At 42.8% G+C, this 16,364-nt stretch carries 13 protein-coding genes; 4 read left to right on the top strand and 9 right to left on the bottom strand.

The window, feature by feature from the left end:
* Positions 1–199: 199 nt before the first annotated feature.
* Both H514_RS0102085 and H514_RS0102080 read left to right on the top strand, forming a co-directional pair.
* Positions 200–1,981 carry a glycoside hydrolase family 66 protein gene (locus H514_RS0102085; protein ID WP_027445447.1) on the top strand — a complete coding sequence of 594 codons (1,782 nt, stop codon included), beginning with the start codon at positions 200–202 and terminating at the stop codon, positions 1,979–1,981.
* Positions 1,982–2,019: 38 nt separating this feature from the next.
* Positions 2,020–2,355, top strand: a complete 336-nt coding sequence (locus H514_RS0102080; RefSeq protein WP_027445446.1) for a hypothetical protein — start codon at positions 2,020–2,022, stop codon at positions 2,353–2,355.
* A 68-nt stretch (positions 2,356–2,423) separates the two neighbouring features.
* Here the strand turns inward: H514_RS0102080 and H514_RS0102075 are convergent, their stop codons facing one another.
* From H514_RS0102075 to H514_RS0102035, 9 genes are all read right to left on the bottom strand, one after another.
* The gene (locus H514_RS0102075; RefSeq protein WP_027445445.1) at positions 2,424–3,458 is read right to left on the bottom strand and encodes a hypothetical protein; all 1,035 of its coding nucleotides are present in this window, start codon (positions 3,456–3,458) and stop codon (positions 2,424–2,426) included.
* A gap of 88 nt (positions 3,459–3,546) precedes the next feature.
* Positions 3,547–4,149 carry a response regulator gene (locus H514_RS0102070; RefSeq protein WP_036843436.1) on the bottom strand — a complete coding sequence of 201 codons (603 nt, stop codon included), beginning with the start codon at positions 4,147–4,149 and terminating at the stop codon, positions 3,547–3,549.
* The gene (locus H514_RS0102065) at positions 4,133–5,503 is read right to left on the bottom strand and encodes a sensor histidine kinase (RefSeq protein WP_027445443.1); all 1,371 of its coding nucleotides are present in this window, start codon (positions 5,501–5,503) and stop codon (positions 4,133–4,135) included. The genes H514_RS0102070 and H514_RS0102065 overlap by 17 nt, the downstream gene beginning before the upstream one ends.
* 17 nt (positions 5,504–5,520) lie before the next feature.
* Positions 5,521–6,111 (bottom strand): DUF6305 family protein, encoded by a 591-nt coding sequence (locus H514_RS0102060; protein WP_027445442.1) that lies wholly within the window; start codon positions 6,109–6,111, stop codon positions 5,521–5,523.
* Positions 6,112–6,213: 102 nt separating this feature from the next.
* Positions 6,214–7,119 carry a nickel transporter permease gene (gene nikC / locus H514_RS0102055; protein ID WP_154657298.1) on the bottom strand — a complete coding sequence of 302 codons (906 nt, stop codon included), beginning with the start codon at positions 7,117–7,119 and terminating at the stop codon, positions 6,214–6,216.
* Positions 7,120–7,136: 17 nt separating this feature from the next.
* Positions 7,137–8,141: an ABC transporter permease gene (locus H514_RS0102050; RefSeq protein WP_027445440.1), complete on the bottom strand. Its 1,005-nt coding sequence runs from the start codon at positions 8,139–8,141 to the stop codon at positions 7,137–7,139.
* A 183-nt stretch (positions 8,142–8,324) separates the two neighbouring features.
* Positions 8,325–9,992: an ABC transporter substrate-binding protein gene (locus H514_RS0102045; RefSeq protein WP_036843433.1), complete on the bottom strand. Its 1,668-nt coding sequence runs from the start codon at positions 9,990–9,992 to the stop codon at positions 8,325–8,327.
* A 63-nt stretch (positions 9,993–10,055) separates the two neighbouring features.
* On the bottom strand, positions 10,056–11,045 hold the full coding sequence (locus tag H514_RS0102040) for an ABC transporter ATP-binding protein (RefSeq protein WP_027445438.1): 990 nt from the start codon (positions 11,043–11,045) through the stop codon (positions 10,056–10,058).
* Positions 11,042–12,034 (bottom strand): ABC transporter ATP-binding protein, encoded by a 993-nt coding sequence (locus H514_RS0102035; protein ID WP_027445437.1) that lies wholly within the window; start codon positions 12,032–12,034, stop codon positions 11,042–11,044. Before H514_RS0102035 ends, H514_RS0102040 begins: the two co-directional genes overlap by 4 nt.
* A 324-nt stretch (positions 12,035–12,358) precedes the next feature.
* Here H514_RS0102035 and H514_RS0102030 point away from each other — a divergent pair, with 324 nt between their 5' ends.
* Positions 12,359–15,553, top strand: a complete 3,195-nt coding sequence (locus H514_RS0102030) for a DEAD/DEAH box helicase (RefSeq protein WP_027445436.1) — start codon at positions 12,359–12,361, stop codon at positions 15,551–15,553.
* Positions 15,554–15,628: 75 nt separating this feature from the next.
* Positions 15,629–16,351 (top strand): hypothetical protein, encoded by a 723-nt coding sequence (locus H514_RS24530; protein WP_154657297.1) that lies wholly within the window; start codon positions 15,629–15,631, stop codon positions 16,349–16,351.
* Positions 16,352–16,364: the final 13 nt, after the last annotated feature.

Genomic DNA, 16,364 nt, shown 5'->3' with positions numbered 1-16,364 from the left:
ATTGAACATAACACCCCTAAAAACCTCGAAATATGTCGAATAATATAGCAAGGTAGAGCAGATACTACCTATCATCACTTTAAGTGGAGATTTCATAAGAATATCTTGCCTTCCCTAAAGGCATCTTAAGACTAACAGCCTCGTCACCTGTTAGTCTTTTTTATTTAATAAGGAATGTGAAAACATAAGGAGGGATTCAGTGAAAAAGAAATTTGTCCTACCGCTTATATTTATCGGCGTCTTCATATTATTAACTATCCCTGCAAGATTTTTATGGTCAGAGCAAGAATCCTTTGAGCCACCTAATGAGAAATCACCTATCAAACATGATGTGGAAGTTGTTTCCCTTCAAAAGGATAAATCACGCTACAAGCCTGGATCAGACATTTCTTTTCAAGCATTCCTCTCCAACAAACCTGAACATTCAATCGATATGAAAGTTGAATTTTATCACCTAGGAGACAAAATCCATGAGAAAATCATACAGGTCTCAAATAAAAAGTTTGATTGGACATGGACTCCACCTGAAGAGGATTTTCAAGGCTATCTTGTAAAAGTTAGCCCGCTTCATAATCAAGATAGTTTTCAAACCATTGCTGTCGATGTTTCCTCTTCATGGGGAAAGTTCCCTCGGTATGGGTTCCTCTCTTCTTTTGAAAAGATGGATAAAGGGAAACAAAGTTCTGTAATCAATACGCTAAGTAGATTCCATATCAATGGTATACAATTTTACGGTTGGCTCGATGAGTACCATCTACCATTAAATGATGCATCCGAAAACTGGAATAACATGGCTAATCAAAAAGTAAACTCCAAAACGATTAAGACCTATATCGACTTAGCTCATCAAAAAAACATGAATGCCATGTCCTACAATTTGATCAATGGCACGTTAGACGACGCCGAAAAGGATGGTGTCCAGCCGGAGTGGTATTTGTACCGAGATAAACAACAAGAAAACGTGGATTCACATAACCTCCCCGATAATTGGAAAAGTGATATTTACTTAACAAACCCTGCCAATGGAGCTTGGCAAAATTATATATTCAACAATCAGAAAACAGCTTTTGAACACTTACCTTTTGACGGGTGGCATATCGATCAACTCGGAAATCGCGGTAAAGTATATGACTCCAGTGGTGAGCGCATTCAATTACCTAACACCTACAAAAGCTTTTTACAAAATGCCCGGCGAACTTTTGAAGACAAAGATCTAGTGATGAATGCAGTAAATCAATACGGACAAGAGCAAATCGCTCAATCCCCCGTACCGTTTATGTACACTGAGCTGTGGGATCCAGCTCGCACTTATACTGAGATAGAAAACGTCATAAAAGAAAACAACAAATTATCAAATGGCGAGAAAAACACTGTAATCGCAGGTTATATGAACAATAAAAAATCGAATGGAAATGGAAAGTTCAATACACCTGGTATTTTGTACACAGATGCGTTGCTTTTTGCCCAAGGCGGAGCGCATATTGAGCTTGGTGAACATATGCTTTCGAAAGATTATTTCCCTCACCACACGCTCCACATGAGTGACGAATTAACACAGTCGCTTAAGCATTATTATGATTTTATGGTCGCTTACGAAAATCTGTTGCGAGATGGTTTGCAAGAAGCACCATTAACCGTATCCACCTCAAATTGGGTACGCCTTTCTGACAGGCCTGAAAAAGGAAAAGTCTATGCTTTTGCGAAGGAAAGTGATAAGAAGAAAGTCATTCATTTAATCAATTACTTCAATGCTCGACACATGAATTGGCGCGACGCGAAAGGGACACAATCGGAACCTTCTATGAAACGTGACTTAACGCTTTATATTAATGAAACTAAAGAAGTGAAGAACGTTTGGGTTGCCTCTCCTGACTGGAATAAAGGACTTCCCCAGAAGCTTGAGTTTGAGCAGGAAGATGGTGAAGTTCACGTGAATGTTCCGAGGATTAAGTATTGGGATATGGTTGTGTTTGAGTACTAGTGTGAGGGAGTGCGGGGGGGGGGGGGATTTTTGCTTGGGTGCGGGCTGCTTTCGCTCGGGTACGATCCGTTTTCGCTCGGGTACGTGCTGCTTTCGCTCGGGTTCGCGCTGCTTTCGCTCGGGTACGAGGCGCTTTCGCTTGGGTACGCTCTGCTTTCGCTCGGGTACGCGCTGTTTTCGCTCGGGTACGCGCCGCCTTCGCTCAGGTACAAGGCGCTTTCGCTCGGGTACGCGCTGCTTTCGCTCGGGTATGCGCTGCTTTCGCTCGGGTTCGCGCTGCTTTCGCTCGGGTTCGCGCCGGCTTCGCTCGGGTTCGCGCCGCTTTCGCTCGGGTACGCTCTGCTTTCGCTCGGGTACGCACTACTTTCGCCTAGGTACGAATCACCCTCCTCTTTTGAAAAAACAAAAAAAGTCGATCTGCACCACAGATCGACTCTCCCTTCTACAAACCACCCATCATCTCAGACACGGTTCTAGAATCCTCCGCTCTCTCTTCCTTCATAACAGGAACAGAATCCCGAAACTCTAGACCTCGCTTCACTTCAAGAGGCTCTAAAAATGCATCCACGCCATATTTACTCCTTAACGAAAGGACTTCTGCCACCGATAGATTCGTCTCCACTTTTTGACTCAATGACGTAACGAGCTTATTCAAGGACATTAACGTCCCAATCGACAACTGACTCATGTCTTTTACTAATGACCCTAAATTCAAGGATTCTTTACTATCGCCAACAACTTGGTCTTCATGCTTTTCCAATGTTTGTTGGACAAAAGCGTTCTCCATCACATCTTTGGAAATGTTCTTCATCGCACTTTTATCCATTCGAATGTAGTAATCAAGCGGATAATTCAAGTCTGATTCAAGTTTTTCAACCATCTTCTTCGTTTCGATTTGAGCATCGTAATCTTTCATAGTGGATACATATACTGCATGCTCTTCGGGTTGGTATGTAACAAAATGTAAATGAGCTTTTGTCTTCTCAACATCTTGAATCATCAAAATCGAAAGGCCATTTTCATGTATAAAAGATGGTTGAGCTGTTTTATCCACTGTGCTTTCAGTGGTCTTGCCTTCTTTCTGTTCCTTCGCCAAATCGATCGGACTAACACGAGGATTATCGTGATCGTAGCTTTCAGCCGAATCAGGTGACTCGTCTTGTGATTGCTGCAAAGGTGATCGATCCCCAGGTGCTTTCGTCCAAAAATCTTCTTCAAATGAGATCCCGGCTAAAAAGAGAATAAGAGCCAAGCTAAATAATGACCCTCCAATACGTCGCCTCATGTCCTCATCGACCCTTTTCTTATGTTTACCAATATTTTGGACGAAAAAGGAAGAGCTCATACATGAGGAAAAAGGTTTAAAGAAGTGATTATGATCAATCGCCTGAAAGTTGACCAAAAGCGCCTGAATTTCTACTACCACCGCCTGATCAATTGTAACTATCGCTTGAATCTCACGAACAATCGCCTGCATTCATTATAAAACCGCCTGAACACCCCACCCACCAGCATTCAACCAAAAAATGCTCCCCCAAAACACCTGGGCAGAGCACCTTACAAAATTAAATTTTCGCATATTTATTTTTCGGTCTACCTTTCGTACCATAGTGACTCTGGCACTCAACTTCCCCCATCTCCACCAAATAGTTTAAGTAACGATGAACCGTTTGATAAGAAACAGGAAGATCTTTTTGAATTTCGTTAATGGTTTTCGCTTCAGACTGGCCAGCTAAGTAGGATTGGATTTGTTTTAGTGTATCCTCTTTAATTCCTTTATCCACAAATGCGGATTGTTGGTCATTTTGTAGCTTGGCCATTTTTAAATTCAATCGAATACGTGAGATCAAATCAGGAGCTTTTAAAGGTTTCAGCGCAAAGTCTGTTGCACCTGCCTGCAGGAATTGATCTGCGACTTCCTGACGTTCATCGACGGTCAAAACAATCACAGGTACATGGGGAGCTTTTTTACGTAATTCCTTTACCGTCTTCACGCCGTCCCACTCAGGCATATGATAATCAACTAAGACAAGGTCATGCTTGAATGGGTCAAAATGTGCGACACCTTCTTTCCCATTTGAACAGCCTTCTACCTCCCAGCCTCCAAAATCACATATCTCTTGTATGGTATAGCGTATATCTTCGTTGTCATCAATGACGAGAATCATCTTTGTTATCCTCCTTAGACTGAAATGGAATGAACATGTCTACACGAGTGTACACTTGGGGCTCACTCTCAATTTGAACTGTTCCTCCATGTTGATGAATGACATTTTTCACAAAAGGCAGTCCAATTCCTGACGAATCTTTGGTGCTAAAGCCTTCCTCCCAAATATCCTCAAGGTAGGCCGCATCAATGCCCATTCCATCATCTTGTACGGTAATCAAAACACCTTCGTCACTCTCCTGGCAACGCACGTTCACCTCTCCCCCTTCACCTTGAAGAGAAAGTATGGCATTTTCCACGACGTTCGAAATCGCGCGCGACATCCGAATTTTGTTCACTCGGACCATTGGTAAATCATCTTCAACCTTTACCTTTAAATCAATATTCGGATCATCCAATGAAATGTGACTAACTACGTAATTGATTAGCTCCTGAACATGCAGTGCCCGTTTCGTTTCCTCATATAAAATCTCGGATACCATATCTTTCATTTTCTCGATGGAACCATTTATTTTGTGAAAGTAAGCTTGAGACTTCGTATCTTGGATTTTCATCGCTAACAGAGAAAGCAATCCCTCAACTGTTACCAAAGGAGTTTTTAAATCATGAACGAGGGAATGGATTTCTTTATACACATTTGTTTCAATTAGTGCACCACGCGTCTCTTTTAATTCTTGGGTCTGTTCCTGGAACTGTCTTGAGATCATAACTTGTTTACTATATAAGTGCAGAATCGTTGTGACGATGATCGCGATCACAAAAAACACACCAAATAGAATGGTTGATAATGTGTTAAAAAGAATATGATCAGTTAAGTATTCATCCGCCAGTTTAATGCTTACGGCAAAATCATCACTACCAAATCCAAACTTTGTCATGCCTGGGATTAGGTTTAACCACTGCACAGAAAATAGAATAAATGCGAGAATCACGATGTACATAATATAAAAATACTTCTGTTGTGGGATGAAGTTTTGCAGAAACAATAAGATGCTAAGTACGAGCAAATGAATTAAATAGGAGTAATGCTCATTATATAATTCATTAAAAGCATACACACTACCTAAGACAATAAGCACAAACAAACCTTGATATAGCAAGGACGAATGATCTCTAGCAAAAATATTGGCCAGAACCATGCCGCCTAAATATATGAATAAAAACGTCATTAAATACCATGAAATATAGGATAATGCGGTGATCATTAAACGGCCACTATCATTGGATTGAAGACTCCATTCAATATTTTCATAGAGCCACGATGTCCAATCTGTTGTATAAGTGGGTAACAACAAGCCGATTAATAATAGAAATGCGCCTACTGCTCCAATAGCTATTCTTCTATCATCATACATGTGTCTCCCCCCAGACTCTACCGGAACACAGAGTTAAATGGGGTCCTAAGATCCTCCATTTCATCTACAAGCGTTACTGGAACGTCGTAATCGTCAGCAAGCTTCACAAGTTCTTTTTTCTGCTTCATTTCTCGAAAACCAATCACATAGTCAAGGTGATGCATCGATTCCTCCATGATGGACCAAGTGATCTCATCGTCGCGAGCAGCTCCCCCCATATGGATCAAAATGGTCGGGATCGAACTTCTCTCAGCCTCATGCAGCAAACGATGAACACGTTTCTTTTCCTCTTTAATAGAACGATAGGTTTGGTTTAAGCCGTGTGGGCTATATCCGGCAACGATAACGAGAGTGCTGTAATCATATAGATCTGAAGCGAGTGCTCTTGGGCGATAATCCCCTTCTAAGTGAAGGTCTTTTGTAATAAAAGAAAAAACCTTGCCCTCTGTTGCCTGCCCTGCAGAAGTGATCAGCATAGGTGCTTCACCTATTGGCGCTGGCAAATTGGGCCATGTATTCATCTTTTCCCCTTCACTAGTACGCTGATTCACGAGCATAACGCCTACACATAGGAAAAGCAAAAACGCTGCTAGAGAATATTTTTTCATTAGACACACCTCATTAAACGCAAAAAAGGATAAAGCCGGTCGCTTTATCCTTTAGTGTACATGATAACCCATGTGATATAAATTGTTTTTCGAAATTTCCTACTATTGCTTCAACCTTGGATCTAGTGCATCACGCAGACCATCACCGAATAGATTAAAGCCTAAAACAACTAAGAAAATAGCTAAGCCTGGGAATGTGATAACCCATGGTGATGTTTGAAGAGCAGCTCTTCCATCACTCAGCATAACGCCCCATTCAGGCGTAGCCCCTTGAGCTCCTAGGCCAAGGAAGCTTAGACCAGCTGCATCAAGAATCGCTGTACCTACACTTAATGTAGCCTGAACGATAATAGGCGCCATACAGTTTGGTAAAACATGTCGCATTAATATACGACCATTTTTCACTCCAGATGCACGAGCAGATTCAACAAATTCTTTTTCTTTAATCGAGAGAACGGTTGAACGAACAATACGTGCGAACTGTGGTACCCCAACTATCCCAACGGCAATCATAGCATTTGTTAAGCTTTTTCCAAGAATCGCAACCATCGCAATCGCTAGTAGAATACTAGGGAATGCCATCATGATATCGATAATACGCATGATTACATTATCGACCCAACGGCCAATGTAACCAGCGATTCCACCTAATAACGTACCTACAACAAAAGCAATTCCTACAGCTATAACGCCAATCTTAATCGATATACGAGCACCATAAATGATACGGCTCAAAATATCTCGACCTAGCTGATCGGTTCCCAACCAGTGCTCAGCAGAAGGTGGTTGATAGCGGTCAATAATACTACCATCATCAATGGGATGATATGGTGCAAGAACTGGTGCTAGGACTGCAACAACTATAAGTAACAATATAATCATTAATCCAATGAAAGAGGTTTTACTCTTTAATATCCGAGAAAGAGCATCTCCCCATAAGCTGGATTCTTTTTTTGGCTTTTTTGCTTTTACTTTCGAATTTTGCTCTAAATCCATTTGTGCTGACATTCTATCTCACACCCTTTCTAATCGAGACTAATACGTGGATCAATGTATTTGTATAAGATATCGGTAATTAGGTTCACAAACACGAAAATAACCGCAATGACTAGAATGGTACTTTGCACAACTGGGTAATCTCTGGCAAGAATGGATTGTAAAACGAAGCGTCCAATGCCAGGCCAAGAGAAGATCGTCTCTGTTAAAACAGCTCCTCCAAGCAAAAATCCAAATTGAAGCCCAATTACAGTTAAAACGGGTAAGAAGGCATTCTTTAATGCGTGCTGAAAGACAACTAAGTAAGTAGCTAAACCTTTTGCATCTGCTGTACGGATATAGTCTTGGTTCATGACTTCAAGCATACTCGAACGCGTCATAAGAGCTATAATGGCCATCGGGATCGTTGCAAGTGCAACACCTGGCATGAGTAAATGTTTGAATACATCTGCAAACCCTGACCAGTTCAACGTGAGAATACTATCTAATAAATAAAAGTGTGTGATCGCTTCAATCTCTACTCCGCTTGATAATCTTCCTGAAGCCGGAAGCCAGCCTAGCTTAACGGAGAACAACCAGATCATCATTAGACCTAGCCAGAAAATCGGTATCGAGACCCCAAACAAGGCCCCGGTCATACTAAGATTATCAAACCATGAATATTGTTTAACTGCTGATATAACACCCGCCAAAACACCAACAACCATCGCAATCGCCATAGCGAAAAGGGTTAGTTCAATGGTGGCAGGCAGTCGACTCTCTAATTCATCTGAAACAGGCGCCTTGGTCTTGAACGAAGTACCTAAGTCCCCTTGCGCCAGATCTCCAAGAAACTTTCCATATTGCACAAGGTAAGGATCATTCAACCCAAGTTCCTCTCGCAGTTCCGTAAGAGCCTTTTCATTAGCTTTTGTTCCCAGCATGCTTCGCGCTGGATCACCAGGGATCATATGAATCATGGAAAATGTTAATATCGACACCCCTAATAATACTGGTATTAACATGACTAAGCGACGAATGATGTAATTTAACAAAGTGATCCCTCCTATGTAGAAAATGTAAGATATTGTTCTCGTTTGTTGGATAAGCACCTTCACTCTAGCAGGTTTCTCCCTGTTAAAGTGAAGTGGCTTATCCTATTTGAGTTGTTTACATATGTAAGGTCTGATCCCACTTGTTGCGGGACCAGACCCCCAATGAATTTCTAAATTCTATTATTATTCAAAAGTGATTGTGTGAAGCTTCTCAGAACCAGTTGCATGTGGCACATAACCTTTAATATTATCTTTACCTACTAGAGGTGGAGTTGTGTGCGCAATTGGCAACCATGGAGCATCTTTATGGATGATCTCTTGAGCCTTTTTGTATTTCTCAGCACGTTTGGATTGCTCCATTTCAGACTGAGCGCTCTTCAGTAGATCATGAACTTCATCGTTTTTGTAGAATGCAATGTTACCAGCAGAACCTACTTTTGCATTATCTTTATCTAGTAATACATAAAGGAAGTTATCTGGGTCACCATTGTCACCAGTCCAACCAAGAAGTGCCATGTCATGCTCACCATTTTGGGTTACTTCTAGGTGTGTTTCCCAATCGTTTTCAACGATCTCAACGTTGATGTTAGCTTCTTTCAACATTTGTTGAATCGCTTGTGCTGTTACTTTCGGCTGTGGCATGTATGGACGAGGGTTTGGCATTGTGTAAAGCGTAATGTCAATTCCGTCACCATATCCTGCTTCAGCTAGAAGCGTTTTCGCTTTTTCTACATCGTAACCGTATGGATCGATGTCATCGTTATAACCCCATAGGCTTGGAGGCATTGGGTTCTTCGCGCTCTTTCCAAGACCTTCGAACAACTTAATAAGCTCTTTCTTATCAACTGCTAGGTTAATTGCTTGACGTACTTTTCTATCAGCTAGTGGACCTTCTTTATCTGTGTTCATTGCCATGTACCCAACGTTCATAGAAGGACGACGGAATACTTGAAGACCATCAGCATTTTCAGCTGGTTCAAGATCCTGTGGGTTTAAACCAAGCATTAAGTCAATAGAGCCAGACTGAAGTTCCATGAAACGTGCTCCGTTATCCGGAATAACACGGAATGTTAGGTTTTTAACGCCTGCTTTTTGACCCCAGAAGTCGTCGTTTCTTGAAAGTTCGATGCGGTCTCCACGAGTCCAGCTTTCAAACTTGAATGGTCCAGTTCCTACTGGGTTCTTGAAGTAATTCTCACCATGTTTTTCAATTGCATCAGGACTTGCGATACCAAATGGAGGCATTGCTAGAGTCTGAATGAATGGAGCGTTTGGTTCTTTTAATGTAAATTTAACTGTGTACTCATCTACAGCTTCAACTTTTTCGATCAAGCCATCTTCATGACCACCGAACATATAACCGTAGTAAATGTAGTCTTTAGATTTCGTCCAACGTTCGAAGTTGTAGACAACGTCTTCCGCTTCAAAAGATGTACCATCGTGGAATTTCACACCTTCACGTAGAGTGAAAGTCCAAACTGTGCCGTCATCACTTGTTTTCCAATCTGTAGCAAGAGCTGGTTTTACCTCTGTGCTATCTTGCTCATACGTAACAAGCTGATCATAAATTTGCTGTGTAACGTAGATGGACTCACCATCTGTTACTTTAGATGGGTCTAACTGCTTGGAGTCAGCACCACGACCAAATACTAATGTATCCTTACCAGAACCTTCACTTGCATTTTCATCACTGTTACCATCGTTATTATTGCTGCTGTTATCTTCTTCGTTGCTCTGGTCTGAGCTATCATCTGGATTTTCAGACGATGTTGATTCACCACTACATGCTGCTAGAGCTAGCACAACTAGCAAACTTAGTGCTAGAAGCGTGCGAAACAAATGTTTTTTCAAGAAAATTACCCCCTATTGATTATGGATCTGTGTTTCTTCTTGGTTGGCTGTACCGATAATGCGCTATCCGTTACTTCCAACCACCTCCTTAACAAGATGACAAGCTGCCTGATGATCTCCTGTAGAGACATCTTTCAGCTCAGGATGTTCCGTCCGACAAATCTCCTCGGCAAACGGGCACCTCGTGTGGAACTTACACCCTGCTGGAGGGTTTGACGGACTTGGAAGGTCGCCTTCAAGAACCATGCGATCACGCTTAAGGTGTGGATCGGCTTCTGGAATAGCAGAAAGTAAAGCTTGTGTATAAGGATGCTTCGGGTTAGCATAAAGCTCTTCTACTTCCCCAACCTCAACAATTTCTCCTAAGTACATAACCGCTACGCGATCACTTATATGGTGCACGACACTAAGGTCATGGGCGATAAAAATAAATGTGAGATCAAATTCTTTTTGCAGGTCTTCCATTAAATTGATGACCTGCGCCTGTATAGACACGTCTAGTGCGGATACTGGCTCATCACAAATGATTAATTCTGGATCAAGCGTAAGAGCTCGAGCAATTCCGATACGTTGACGCTGTCCTCCACTGAACTCATGTGGATAACGATGTTTGTGATATGAACTTAATCCAACCACATCAAGTAAGTAATCAATCTTTTCCTCTCGTTCTTTCTTAGGAGTGCCAAAAGCTCTCATCGGTTCAGCAATGATCTGCTCCACCGTCATACGCGGATTTAAGGATGCATAAGGATCCTGGAAAATGATTTGGATATCCTGGCGCAATTTACGAAGCTTTTCCCCTTTGTAATGGGAAATGTCCTCGCCTTTATAAATTACTTCGCCTTCTGATGGCTGAATCAGATTCAATATCGCTCTGCCTGTGGTGGATTTCCCACAACCACTTTCCCCTACAAGTCCTAGTGTTTCTCCTTTTCGCACATGAAAAGAAACGCCATCAACAGCTTTAACAGCTCCAACTTGCTTCGGGAAAATTGCTCCTTTTTTTATCGGAAAATGCTTTTTTAGATTTTTTACTTCTAAGAGATTGCTCATGTTGTCACCTCTTCTTTCTCTTCATACAGTAAGCAACGAACATGGTGTGCTGGTATGTGTTCTCTAAACGCTGGGTCGACTTCATGACACTTATCCATCGCATGCTTACAGCGAGGTGCAAAGCTACAACCCTGCGGCAGATCACGTAAATCTGGCGGAAGACCTGAAATGGCCTCCAGGCGATCTTGTCTATTTTTGATTTGTGGGATGGAACTCATCAGCCCCCACGTATATGGATGCTTCGGATGATCGAATAGCTCGGTTACTTCAGAAAATTCAACGGGTTTCCCGGCGTACATAACCATAACTCGATCACAAACTTCCGCTACAACACCTAAGTCGTGTGTAATCATTACAATCGCCATACCAAGTTCTTTTTGAAGACGCTCAAGTAATTCAAGAATTTGCGCCTGAATCGTTACGTCTAGTGCTGTTGTCGGTTCGTCTGCAATGAGAACTTCCGGATCACACGATAAAGCAAGTGCAATCATTACACGTTGTCTCATCCCCCCACTGAATTCATGTGGGTAGCTTTTGAGACGGCTGCGTGCGGATGGAATCCCAACTAGATCAAGAAGTTCAACGGCACGGTCAATCGCTTCTTTTTTGGAAACTTTTCGGTGTGTCTGAATGGTTTCAACCATCTGCTTTTCAACGGTAAAAACCGGATTGAGGGATGTCATTGGATCCTGAAAGACCATTGAAATTTGATTCCCTCGAATGGATCGCATTTCTTTTTTGGACTTTTCAAGAAGGTTCTCTCCTTTAAAAAGAACTCTTCCATCCACGATTTTTCCTGGAGGATCCTTGATCAGCCGCATGATGGACATGGCGGTGATACTTTTACCTGATCCCGATTCACCAACGATCCCAAGAGTTTCCCCCGGTTTGATGTCAAAACTCACGCCATCAACCGCTTTAACAACCCCTGACTTGGTGAAGAAATGTGTATGCAAATTTTCAACTTGAAGTATCGGTTCCTGTTCCATATGTATCCCCCTTACGAGAACGGGATTGAATTGTCTGTCTTTTCTGAATCAACTGAAAATGTGTTGCTCTTAATTATACACGTTATCTGACAATTTTGAACTTTTTCTCATTTTTCTCAAAAAAATATGTAAAAAAGGAGAAAAACATTTGTAATACTTGTAATGCTTTTTTAATTAAGATGGAAGAATTTCATGTTCTATCGGTGGTGGGTGTTAGTCCTCCCAAATCTCTCCTCTACCCTTCGCCTTTCGTTTCAACTGCTATATAGGTTAAAATAGGAGTATTGTGTAATAACGAGATTCGGTGAAATGGGGTCGTACTTTATGATAGATCTTTCTACATCAGAAGTTTTGGAGCGTAGTGGTTGGTTGATGTATAAGCGTGGAGCTCAGTATTTCCAGGACGGGGCTGTGTCTAATATCTCGACATACCGACCTACTGGCCAAGGAACGCATATCGTGGCTGAGGTTGAAGGAAGTCGAAACACTGCATACGAGGTGCAGCTGGTATTTACGGAACGTGGGATGTATCAAACAGGTTCCTGCTCATGCCCTGCTTTTGCAGATGGCATCACACCTTGCAAGCACATGATCGCCGTAATGCTTGAGACCATTGAACGTTATACAAACCACACAACGGTATGGAGTAAAAAAGATAGATCAGCTCAAGAAAATGAAGAACCAAAACTGACACAACCTTCTAGCTATCAAATCAACACCGCTTCATCTTTCGTCGATCAACTAATGGATCAGATTACCAATGATGATGAGAACTTGGTTCCTGCAGCAAAGGAACCCCTTTATATTCAGTTCGAGCTCAGCAAAGTACATTCTGATGCAAGACGTAGTGAAACTGTAGAGTTATCCATGAAAGCTGGTACGTCACGGCTGTATGTAGTAAAAGATCCAGCAGATTTTATCGATGCGTGGAAGCAGCAAAAACAACTTTACTTCACGCAAAATTTCACCTACGACCCGAGTCAACAAATTATTTCTGAAGAAGATGCGGCTGTTATGGATCAGCTTTATCCTCTTGTGAAAAGCCAGCAATGGTTCGATGAAAATCCCTATTTTCGAAGCCCTTCATCTTCAGGAAAAGCTATTTCACTACCGAACCATTTTATAAAAGAGGTTTTTCCTTTATTAGAGAATTGCGATGCTGTGACAGTAAAAGTAGCATCAAAAGAAATGCCTTTTGAGGTTATCCATGACAGCTTTCCTGAACAGTTCTACCTCTCTAAAGAAGGAATGTATTATACGCTATCGATCAAGGATAATGGATTTCTCGGGCATACAGTCGGGGATTCACCCTACTTTAGCAAGCACAACAAACTGTACAAATTAAATGAAAGCTTACACCAAAATGTGGTTCCGCTTTTTAACCACTTGAAACAATATACGAGAAACAATCAGTTTTTCACGCGAGAACACATAGAGCAAATGGCCGGAACACTTTTCCCTATTTTAGAGGCATATGACTTACTTGAGACTGATTCTTCGATTGCAGAAAACATGGTGCGCCACCAATGTGAGCCGATTCTTGAATTGAAAAAAGATGGGCAGGCGCTTCAGGCAAATCTTCAATTCCGGTATGGTGATGAGCACATCCATCCTTTCCAACAAGGACGTAGCAAAGAGGACCAAATTATCTCTCGTAACATGAAAAAAGAGCGCCAAATTATGAGCCTGATCGAACAAGCGAACTTCCACTGGAATGGCGAAGTGTTATCTCTAGTGAACGGGCAAGATTTAGGGCGTTTCTTCTACAACATTTTGCCTGAGCTTGAACAGCGTGCGGAAGTTGTTAAAGACCCAGAAGTGGATGAGATGTTCAATGATATACCATCTGAGATTCCACTAACATTTGATGTAGATGAGAATTATGGATGGTTTGAAGTGCGCTTCCCTACTGATGATCTGTCCGATGAGGATATTGCGAATCTCTTCAAATCGTTACAGCAAAAAGATTCCTACCATCAGCTTCATAACGGAAAAGTGTTGCAGTTGGAGGATGATGCATGGAGTGACGCCCGCAATCTTTTCGAAAAACTAGAGATTCAGTCGAATGATATCCAGGATGGCGTCATGCATTTACCGAAATACCATGCCCTGCAAATGGATGAAGCCAGAGGTGTAACACAAAGTGAAGCGTTTCGTGATCTTGTTGAATCGATCAAGCATCCAGAGATTGCGAACGAAACACCACCAGATGAACTACAGGCTGACTTACGTGAATATCAGATACAAGGATTTCAATGGATGCGCGCGCTAGCGAAACACGGATTTGGCGGTATTTTAGCTGATGAAATGGGACTTGGTAAAACTCTACAAGGTCTAGCTTTTATTTTGGCTGGTCGCAAAGAAAAACCAGAAGCTCATCCTTATCTTGTGGTTGCACCTTCTTCCCTCATTTATAACTGGAAGAAGGAAGCTGAAAAATTCGCACCATCCTTGAATGTGCGTGTCATTTCAGGTTCGAAGGCACAGCGCCGTGCACAGATGGAAAACCTTGAAGGTGTGGACTTATGCATCACTTCGTATCCATTAATTCGTCGCGATACAGACCTGTATATGCCATACGTGTTCCAAGGACTTCTTTTAGATGAAGCTCAATCCTTTAAAAACCATGCTTCGCAAACGTATAAAGCAATTCGCGGTATCCGCTCTGAGCAAGCTTTTGGTCTAACAGGTACCCCTGTTGAAAACCGTGCTGAAGAGCTATGGTCCCTATTTTCGATTGTAATGCCAGGGTTGTTGTATGACCGCAAATCGTTTAAAGGTCTAGATCAAGGGATCATTCAGAAAAAAATATCACCGTTTGTTCTGCGCCGAACGAAGAAAGAGGTTTTAACAGAACTGCCTGATAAGATCGAATCCGTACGTTACACCGAGCTTACAAAGGAACAACGTCAGCTCTATGTTGGTTACTTGAACGAGATTCAGGCTAAGACTAAATCACAGTTGAAAACACAAGGCTTCCAAAAGAGCCGTATGCAGATTCTGAGTGACTTAACGCGCTTACGTCAGCTGTGCTGTCACCCTTCCTTGTTCGTGGAGAATTACGAAGGGGAATCTGGTAAGTTGGAAGAGTTACGCGCCTTTATTCGAGAAGCGAGTGAAAATGGCCAACGCATGCTCATCTTCTCTCAGTTCACAACCATGCTCGGCTTGATCGCCAAAGTTGTGGAGGAAGAAGGATTAACATACTTCTATCTTGATGGAAATACCCCTTCTGAATCGCGCGTAGAAATGTCCGGCCGCTTTAACGAAGGGGAAAAAGATATCTTCTTAATTTCCTTAAAAGCCGGCGGAACTGGCCTTAACTTAACAGGCGCCGATACGGTTGTTTTGTATGACTTGTGGTGGAACCCAGCTGTAGAACAACAAGCAGCCGACCGTGCACACCGTATTGGTCAAAAGAATTCCGTTCAGGTTGTGAAGATGATTGCCCAAGGTACACAATTGAAGAAAAGATTCAAGCCTTGCAGGAGAAGAAGCAGAACTTGTTTGATAACTTGATTAAGTCAGGTCAGACGAACTTGAATTCTCTTTCCGAGGAGGATATTAAGGAGATATTGTCGTTGTAGATTTAGGTTGAAGCTTTCGATTCGGGATGTTTCTCGGGTTGGGGGCTTTTTCTTTTGGGTCGGTGCTGTTTTCGCTCGGGTCGACGCTGCTTTCGCTCGGGTTCGCACTGCTTTCGCTCGGGTTCGAGCTGCTTTCCCTCGGGTTCGAGCTGCTTTCCCTCGGGTTCGAGCTGCTTTCGCTCGGGTTCGAGCTGCTTTCGCTCGGGTACGAGCTGCTTTTGCTCGGGTCGACGCTGCTTTCGCTCGGGTTCGAGCTGCTTTCCCTCGGGTTCGAGCTGCTTTCGCTCGGGTTCGAGCTGCTTTCGCTCGGGTTCGCACTGCTTTTGCTCGGGTTCGAGCTGCTTTCCCTCGGGTACGCACTGCTTTCCCTCGGGTTGGAGCTGCTTTCCCTCGGGTTGGTGCTCTTTTCCCTCGGGTTGATGCTGTTTTCCCTCGGGTCGGTGCTGCTTTCCCTCGGGTTGGTGCTGCTTTCCCTCGGGTCGATGCTGCTTTCCCTCGGGTTGGTGCTGCTTTCCCTCGGGTTGATGCTGTTTTCCCTCGGGTCGGTGCTGCTTTCCCTCGGGTTGGTGCTGCTTTCCCTCGGGTCGATGCTGCTTTCCCTCGGGTTGGTGCTGCTTTCCCTCGGGTTGATGCTGTTTTCCCTCGGGTCGGTGCTGCTTTCCCTCGGGTCGATGCTGCTTTCCCTGGGTCACAGCTGCTTTCGCTTTTCTCACGTAAAAAACCACCTTGAACGCCAAGGTGGT

The sequence above is a fragment of the Pontibacillus marinus BH030004 = DSM 16465 genome (genome assembly GCF_000425225.1).
In the GTDB taxonomy this organism is placed as follows: Bacteria; Bacillota; Bacilli; order Bacillales; family BH030062; genus Pontibacillus; species Pontibacillus marinus.
This window is presented reverse-complemented; position numbering and strand designations above follow the sequence as displayed.

Bases quoted from the DNA above. Each gene is read 5' to 3' on its own strand.
- H514_RS0102035 (WP_027445437.1), bottom strand. From the start codon at position 12,034: ATGGAACAGGAACCGATACTTCAAGTTGAAAATTTGCATACACATTTC.
- H514_RS0102030 (WP_027445436.1), top strand. From the start codon at position 12,359: ATGATAGATCTTTCTACATCAGAAGTTTTGGAGCGTAGTGGTTGGTTG.
- H514_RS0102070 (WP_036843436.1), bottom strand. From the start codon at position 4,149: ATGATTCTCGTCATTGATGACAACGAAGATATACGCTATACCATACAA.
- H514_RS0102060 (WP_027445442.1), bottom strand. From the start codon at position 6,111: ATGAAAAAATATTCTCTAGCAGCGTTTTTGCTTTTCCTATGTGTAGGC.
- H514_RS0102065 (WP_027445443.1), bottom strand. From the start codon at position 5,503: ATGTATGATGATAGAAGAATAGCTATTGGAGCAGTAGGCGCATTTCTA.
- nikC (WP_154657298.1), bottom strand. From the start codon at position 7,119: ATGTCAGCACAAATGGATTTAGAGCAAAATTCGAAAGTAAAAGCAAAA.
- H514_RS0102040 (WP_027445438.1), bottom strand. From the start codon at position 11,045: ATGAGCAATCTCTTAGAAGTAAAAAATCTAAAAAAGCATTTTCCGATA.
- H514_RS0102075 (WP_027445445.1), bottom strand. From the start codon at position 3,458: ATGCAGGCGATTGTTCGTGAGATTCAAGCGATAGTTACAATTGATCAG.